Raw genomic sequence first — 5,604 nt, 5'->3', positions numbered from 1 at the left:
TGTTCCTGTACTGCTTTGGAGAGATGTCTATTTTTCATCATTCCGCTGACATTCAGATCTTCAATACAAATAAATCTTGGCTTTCGATTTACGATCTCAGATATGGTCTGATTCAAATAGTTTTTACGGATGTTTGTTAATCTGTGATTTCGTTTTAATAAAAGTTTTTCCTTTTTGATTACATTATTTGTTTTACAGTAACTTTCCCCTTTCTTATTTTTCTCGTAAGAACGAGAGATACTACGCTGTAATCTACGTTTCTGTTTTTCTAGTTTCTTTACTTTCTGACTCTTATTGATGTTCTTATACTTAACGGCATCAGAGCAGACAGCTAAGTCTTTAATCCCTAAGTCTATGCCAACTCCATCATCATTAAGTGTTTCCTTGCAGTTAGGAAATTCTACACATACACTGATCCACCAGTTCAATCCATCAAAGGATATTCTCGGATTCATATATTTAACATCTGTTGGAATACGTCCATGTTCTGCAAGTCTTACCCAATTCTTTTTTTGCTTATTTGCTTTCCTGCTGGAAGAAAATCCTTCAAGCTTAACGTGGGTATTACTGAATTGTATCTTAACGTTGTCCTGATAGAACTTCGGCATTGATCTCTTTCTGGACTTGAATCTTGGGAATTTTTGCAAACCCTTGAAAAAGTTCTTATACGCAGTACAGGCATCTTTGATTGCCTGTTTGGTTACATTATTTGAAATATTTAATAACCATGCGTATTCATCAGAATGTCTAAGCTTTGTAAATTCTTTTCTGAGTTCTGAATCTGAAATGAATCTGCCACCGTTTTCGTAACTTTCTTTTTCCCTGGCCAAAGCCCAGTTATAAGCAAATCTAGAAGCTCCTGCGTACTGAAACATCTTAGTTTTCTGTACGTTGTTTGGTATCAACATTACTTTTATGGCTTTTACCATCTGTTTCCTCCTGCTGCATCAATTCCCAGATAAGTTTCTTAGCTTTGTTCGCTCGTTTTCCTTGTAATTTGCAACTGAATACTGTGATTATTTGAACCAGATCTTCAACAAGTTCCTGCTGTTCAGATTTTTCAGTATTATCAATAATCTCAATCTCACAATTATAAAGTGAAGCGATATATTCTATCAACTCAAAACCAAATCGCAATAGCCTGTCTTTATATAAAACAACAACCTTTTCAACCTAATTTTGAAAGATTCGTCTGATCAATTCCTGAAGCCCTTTTTTCTTATAATTAATCCCAGAACCTATATCACTTATTATCTCAAACGGCTGCCCTTTTGCCAGAAGATATGTCTTGACATTATCAATCTGTCGTTCCAAATCATCTTTTTGTTTATGGCTTGAAACGCGACAATATCCAATTGTAATGCGATTTTTAGGCTTTACATTTATTACTTGGTTGAGTTGCTCATCGGAATAATATCTATAGCCACTTACTGTAGTATGATGCGGATGAAGTTTTCCATTGGCATCCCAATTTCGTAATGTCTGAGCAGATACGCCTATAATTTTTGAAAATTCATGTATAGAATAATATTTACTCAAAGCATCAACTCCTTTCAATAATATTCTACTCTAATATCTTATAAAACTCAAAAAGAGACTGCTGTTTCAGACAATCTCTTTGTATTATACTCTTTTCCTGACCTTTCTGCAATCGTTATTACTCTCTTCTGACTTAAGTTTTAACTGCTCATGCGCGTTTCGCTGCAAGTATTAATCATTTCTCTGACATATCCACATTGCAAACTCAAGAAACATGAATACTCATTTACTTGAAATTTGCAATGCTGCTTATTTCAGAAGAATGATGCTCTGCGGCGGCATGTGCAGATACACATGGGCACCTTTTTGAGGCAGGTATTTAGCTGCTCCGTGTTCTCCGACTTTGGCGACTTTCCACCAGATTCGCTCGCCATTCGGCACTCTGAAAAAGCAATACCATTCAAAGGGCAGTTCTGAAACATTTTCCACAGTGACGCCGATAACGTTTTTCATATTCTCCGGTTTTTCTGTCAGTACGTCGATATAATGGGCGCGGATACCGACGGCATGGATGTCATCAGCGACCGTTTCGTCCATTTCAAGAGTACAATGCCAATGCGGCACTTCGATACTGTTTTCAGCAATTTTGATGGCCTCAGTAATATTTTTGCAGCCTGTCAGCCGGGCTGCTTCTCTGTATCCCGGCTGATCAAAGATGTCTTTGGTGTCACCAGTGACAATAACCCGGCCCTGATCCAGAATCAACAGTCTGTCACAGAACTGATAAATTTCATCTCTGCTGTGGGATACCATAATCACATCCCCGGCATAATCACTGAGCTGTCTGATCATATCTTCCAGAAGCTGCTCTTTCAAAAAGCTGTCCAGCGCTGAAAATGGCTCATCCAGCAAAAGCATCTGAGGCTCACTGGAAAGGATTCGGGCTAATGCTACTCGCTGCTGCTGTCCGCCGGATAATTCATTCGGCATACGGTCGCCAAGACTCTGAAGGGCAAACTGTTCCAGAAGTCTGTCAATTTCTTTCTTCTTCGCATCACCGCTTTTCTTCATGGCAATGCCGATATTCTCTGTTACTGTCATTGTCGGAAACAATGCGTACTGCTGAAAAAGATAGCCGATGTGTCGCTCTCTTGCCGGTATATCGATCTTCGCCGCACTGTCATAAACAATCCTTCCGTCCACAATAACTTTCCCTGAATCCGGCTTCACCAGACCTGCAATCATCTTCAGGGTCATGCTCTTACCCATACCGGAACCGCCGAGAATACCAAGACTGCCGCCATCATGCTCAAAAGCAACATCCATCTGGAATCCCTTAAACTTTTTATGTAATTCTACTGATAATGCCATTTTACCACCTTTGAATCTTGCTGATGCCATGCATGGTTATGATGTTGATTGCAAAAATAAAGACAAAGGCAATGGTCACCAGAACAATCACCCAGAAACCAGCCACATCATAGTTCTGTGCACTGACTTCTGCGGCGATCGCCACCGCCATGGTTCTGGTCTTTCCAAGAATATTGCCCGCCAGCATGGATGTCGCACCATATTCACCCAAAGCCCTTGCAAATGTTAAAATCGTTCCAGATGCAATGCCCGGTCCCGCTACCGGAATAACAACCTTTCTGAAAATCGTCCACTCTGATAAGCCCAGTGTCCTTCCTGCATAAATGTAATTCACATCCACCTGCTCAAAAGCGGCTCTTGCATTTCGATACATCAACGGGAATGCAACCACTGTCGCCGCCAGAACACATCCCGGCCAGGATAAAACAACTTTAAGCTGATAATGTTCCCACAGGTAAATACCAAGGGGGCGCTTCAAGCTGAATATAAGCAGCAGCAAAAAGCCGGCAACTGTCGGCGGCAGTACCAGTGGCAGATTCAGAATGCCATCCAGAATACTCTTGGATAACGGCTTCAATTTCATTGCCCATCTCGCACAGGCAATCCCGCCAAAAAAAGCGACCACCGTTGCTATAATCGCTGTTTTCAACGATATAAGCAACGGACTCATGTTAATTGATGCAAGAAAATCCATATTTCTCGAATACAGCTGCTGCTTCAGGTGTCTTGAGATAATCAACAAAAGCCTTAGCTGCTGCAACTTCAGCATCATCTGCTTCAGTATTCTTTACAAGACCAACAGGGTAGATAACTTTGGATTTAAGCTCTGTATCATTGGCTGTTGCGATGACATCAACCTTGTCTGCAACTGAATCTGCATCTGTTGCATAAACGATACCAACTTCATTGCTGCCTTCGCTGACTGCAGCAAGTACAGCACTTACGTCTTCGCATTCATTAACCTCCATCGCCATTACCTGATCTGTAATACCAAGGTTGTCAAAAATCTCTCTTGCATACTGGCCAACAGGAACTGTGTCAGCTGCAAGTGCAAGGTTTGCCGCATCTGTAATATTCTCAAAACCTGTAACCTTTGTCTCCGTACCAGCCGGTTTGATCAGCTGAACTTTGTTTTCAAGAAGATCTGTAACATCTGCTTCCTGAACATATCCGCCTTCAACAAGTGCATTCATCTGCTTTGTTGCTGCTGAGAAGAATACGTCACAAGCGCCGCCTTCTTCGATCTGTGTCTGAAGCTTGCCTGAGCTGCCTGCATTGAAGACAAGATCAACATTTGGCTGAACAGATTTATAATTGGCTGAAATTTCATCCATGGCATTACTCAAGCTGGCTGCAATATACACCTGAACAGTTGCTGCTTCGCCCTCAGCTGCCTGTGTCTCAGATACTGCTTCTGTTGAAACTGCTGCCTCTGTTGATGCTGTCGCTTCTATTGCCTTTGTTGTTTCTGTGCTCTTATTTCCGCAGCCTGCTAAAGCTACTGCAATCATGCAAAGTACAAGAACACTGCTTACTAACTTTTTCATTTGATTCCCTCCTATATAAATAGAAAATCTTACTAACATCAGCATACTGAATTTAACCTTAAAAGTCAAATAGTCGAGCACCCCAAAGACAATGTGCTTGCCATTTTATGTCAACTGTATTATACTCTATTTATAGACAAAATCAATAAATTCTATAAAAAATACCGTACTTACGGCCTTTTTCCAGAATTTATTTTATTTAACCTTAAGATTATTGTTCTTTTCAATAAACAGGAGTTTTTTTATGGAATTAAAACAATTAGAGGCCTTTGTGGCCGTTGTTGATCATAATAGCTTTTCTGAAGCCGCCCGCCATCTTTTTCTGACCCAGCCAACAGTCAGCGCCCATGTGGCTTCCCTTGAAAAGGAATTGGATACCAAGCTCATTTCCCGCACCACAAAGAAACTGCACGTCACCCCTCAGGGATATAATCTCTATGATTCTGCAGTCTCCATGCTGAAAATCCGGGATCATATTCTCAATGAATTTGTCGGCTCTCACAAACAGATTATTGAACTTGGGGCATCCACCATTCCATCTTCCTATGTGCTTCCTGAAGTGCTCAGTGCCTTCGGTCAATTAAACCCGGATATTTATTTTCATTCTGAATTATCTGACAGCATGGGCATTATCCAGCAGGTTGAAAACGGCCGCCTTGATTTTGGACTGGTGGGAATGACCACTGATTCATCAGAGCTGATTTTTATCCCTTTTCTTGAGGATGAGCTTGTCATCGTCACCCCGGTTACCCCCCATTACCTGGAGATTTCCAAAGAAAATGTAACCATTGCAGCTTTTTTTAATGAACCTTTTATTCTTCGTGAAAAAGGTTCCGGTACAAAAAAAGCCATCGACCAGTATCTTGAACAGCAGCATATTGCATCGGGAGCCATCAATGTTGTAGCACGTATGAATGACCTGGAAGCAGTCAAACGCTCCATCATTAACGGACTTGGCATCTCCATTCTCTCAGCCAAATCTGTCCAGGACCTGAATGCCAGCCGACAGGTTTTGATTTTCCCGTTGGCGCATCCGGCACCCACGCGAAAACTTTATATCGTATACAGGAAGGAACATGCACTGCTCCCCCATGTTAGACGATTTATACAGTTTGTCAGGAGCTATTATCAGCCTCAATAAAAAAACTCAACCGTAAAAACAGATGGCGAGTCTCTATAACAAACACGTTGATTTTCGCGATTTTGC

Annotated in this window: 5 protein-coding genes and 1 pseudogene; 1 reads left to right on the top strand and 5 read right to left on the bottom strand. The window is 41.3% G+C overall.

All coding sequences use genetic code 11. The features are described from left to right. From WMO25_RS14115 to modA, 5 genes and pseudogenes are all read right to left on the bottom strand, one after another. A partial coding sequence (locus WMO25_RS14115) for an RNA-guided endonuclease InsQ/TnpB family protein (protein ID WP_349085836.1) occupies positions 1-929 on the bottom strand: 929 nt, incomplete at its 3' end. After that, positions 877-1,539: pseudogene (locus tag WMO25_RS14110) on the bottom strand (IS607 family transposase). The pseudogene WMO25_RS14110 and the gene WMO25_RS14115, both read right to left, overlap by 53 nt. A 249-nt stretch (positions 1,540-1,788) precedes the next feature. Next, on the bottom strand, positions 1,789-2,850 hold the full coding sequence (locus tag WMO25_RS14105; protein ID WP_349085835.1) for a sulfate/molybdate ABC transporter ATP-binding protein: 1,062 nt from the start codon (positions 2,848-2,850) through the stop codon (positions 1,789-1,791). A 1-nt stretch (position 2,851) separates the two neighbouring features. Continuing rightward, a complete protein-coding gene (modB, locus tag WMO25_RS14100) occupies positions 2,852-3,544 on the bottom strand; it encodes a molybdate ABC transporter permease subunit (protein WP_215688856.1) in 693 nt (230 codons plus the stop codon). Then, entirely contained in the window at positions 3,522-4,397 is an 876-nt protein-coding gene (modA, locus tag WMO25_RS14095) for a molybdate ABC transporter substrate-binding protein (protein WP_349085834.1), read from the bottom strand. Before modA ends, modB begins: the two co-directional genes overlap by 23 nt. 244 nt (positions 4,398-4,641) lie before the next feature. Between modA and WMO25_RS14090 the strand changes: the two genes are divergently transcribed. Continuing rightward, a complete protein-coding gene (locus WMO25_RS14090) occupies positions 4,642-5,538 on the top strand; it encodes a selenium metabolism-associated LysR family transcriptional regulator (protein ID WP_349085833.1) in 897 nt (298 codons plus the stop codon). Positions 5,539-5,604: the final 66 nt, after the last annotated feature.

This window comes from Coprococcus intestinihominis, assembly GCF_040096555.1.
In the GTDB taxonomy this organism is placed as follows: Bacteria; Bacillota; Clostridia; order Lachnospirales; family Lachnospiraceae; genus Coprococcus_A; species Coprococcus_A intestinihominis.
Note: the sequence above shows the minus strand (reverse complement) of the source record. Positions and strands in the feature narration are given on the sequence as shown.

Bases quoted from the DNA above. Each gene is read 5' to 3' on its own strand.
- WMO25_RS14105 (WP_349085835.1), bottom strand. From the start codon at position 2,850: ATGGCATTATCAGTAGAATTACATAAAAAGTTTAAGGGATTCCAGATG.
- modB (WP_215688856.1), bottom strand. From the start codon at position 3,544: ATGGATTTTCTTGCATCAATTAACATGAGTCCGTTGCTTATATCGTTG.
- modA (WP_349085834.1), bottom strand. From the start codon at position 4,397: ATGAAAAAGTTAGTAAGCAGTGTTCTTGTACTTTGCATGATTGCAGTA.
- WMO25_RS14090 (WP_349085833.1), top strand. From the start codon at position 4,642: ATGGAATTAAAACAATTAGAGGCCTTTGTGGCCGTTGTTGATCATAAT.